A 2112-nucleotide genomic window follows, 5' to 3' on the forward strand; every position below is an offset into this window, starting at 1 on the left:
CTCGGAAAGCAGTTCATAGACCACCTCCACCCCGACGACCGCACAGAAGCCCTCGAAAAATACAGAAACCGCGACCCATCGAAGACCGCACTCTACCAGTTCCGGGTCATCACCAAGAACGGCGACGTACGATTGATCGAGATCAACGGCATCGACATCGACTGGAACGGCAGCATGGCCTCGCTCCACTTCCTCACGGACGTCACCGAGCGGAGGCAGGCCGAGGAGAAGATACAGGAGAGGGAGCGGATGTTCAGGGACCTCGCCGAGCATTCCCCCAACATGATCTTCATCAACCGGGGAGGTAATGTCCTCTACACCAACGAGATGTCCGCTGAGCAGATGGGCTACACGAGGGAGGAGTTCTACTCGCCGGACTTCAACTTCATGTCCATAATTGCCCCAGAGTCTTTGGAAACCATAAGATCAAACTACGCCAAGCATCTGAAAGGCGAGGAAGTCGCCCCCTACGAGTACGCGCTCCTCAGGAAGGATGGAAGTAGACTCGACGCGATAATATCCACTAAGCTGATCAGCTACGGCGGCGAGGCCTCAATCCTGGGTGTCGTGACAGACATCTCGGAACGCACGCAGATAGAGAAATCGCTGAAGTACTCTGAGGAACGGTACAGATCCCTCTTCAAGACCTCCCCCTTCGCCATATCGATCCACGACCTCGATGGGAAGATGACCTCTGTCAACACGGCGTTCACTGAGCTCACGGGGTTCGCTGAAGACGACCTACTGGGGAAGACCTTCAGTTCGTTCGCGAGCGGGCGGAAGGATGGGAGGCCTAAGGTAGACTTCATTTTGGAGATGAGGAAAGCCCTGTTCTCAGACGGCGTGCTCCCGTCATTCGAGTTTCCCTTAAGAAGGAAAGACGGCGTAGAACGCTGGTGTGACGTCCAGGCATCTCTACTACACATAGACGGAAAGAGGACGGGCATCCAGGTGATAGCCCAAGACATAACCGACCAGAAAACCATGCGAGAGGAGCTTCAGCGCTCCGAGGAGGATTACAGAAGGCTGGTCGAGTCAGCCCCCGACGCCATATGCACGGCGGACCTCAGGGGATACATCACGTCTGTCAACCAGAAGGTGATACAGTCGACGGGCCTCCCCAGAGAGGAACTCGTAGGCAAGCACATCACCCAGCTAGGCTTCATCACCCCCGATTACCGGACCATGCTGCAGAAGATGCTCCCCTCAGTCCTCAAGGGCAAGCTACCCGGTCCCTTCAATGTACGCACGCGCAGAGGAGACGGTTCACACATTTTTAGCGAGGTCCAGATAAGCCCCCTCAAAGAGAACGGGAAAACCATCGGCTTCCAGGCCATATCGAGGGATATCACTGAGCGACAGCGAGTTGAAGACGAGCGCATCCTCTACCAGGAGAGGCTGGAGGCCCTCCACGGGCACACCCTGGACCTCGGCGAAGCAAGAAATTTACAGGACGTCGCGGAGAGGACCCTCGCAACAATCGAAAAAGTCCTAGGCTTCGACCTCGGCAGCTTCGCCATCGTGGACAGAGATGTCCTCCGGATGATATTCACAACTGGGTCTGACGTCGAGAAAGGCCACGAATGGTCTCTAGATGGACCCGGGATAACGGTTCGGACCGTTAGGACCGGAGAGTCCCAACTCGTGCCCGACGTTCGACTGGATGAGGACTACAATCCTATGTTCTCAGAGGGTCTCTACGATGTACTCTCTGAACTCACGGTGCCCATAAAATCGGAGGGCGAAGTAATTGGGATAATCAACGTCGAGAGCCAGGTGCTTGACGCTTTCACGGAGCAGGATAAGAAGCTCCTCGAGATCCTCTCCCAGAACGTCGGCCTGACCCTGTCGAGGTTGAGACACCTTGATCTCCTTCAAGCCTCCGAGGAAAGGTACAGGACCTTCTTGGACTCCTCGAGAGACGCCGTCTTCGTCCTGGATGATGCGCAGTACCTCTACGTGAACAAGAGCGCCGCCAGCCTCCTGGGCTACGATGACCCGGAGGAACTCATCGGCATGTCCCCCTTCAAGCACATCTCCCCAAAGGATCGGGAGATGGTGGAGAACATGGTAATAAAGAGGCGGAAGGGAGAAGACGCCCCCAACAGGTAT

At 56.0% G+C, this 2112-nt stretch carries 1 protein-coding gene; it reads left to right on the top strand.

Features of this window, described 5'->3' with window-relative positions:
• A partial coding sequence (locus LN415_09790; GenBank protein ID MCJ2557377.1) for a PAS domain S-box protein occupies positions 1 to 2112 on the top strand: 2112 nt, incomplete at both ends.

The sequence above is a fragment of the Candidatus Thermoplasmatota archaeon genome, assembly GCA_022848865.1.
Classification (GTDB): domain Archaea; phylum Thermoplasmatota; class Thermoplasmata; order RBG-16-68-12; family JAGMCJ01; genus JAGMCJ01.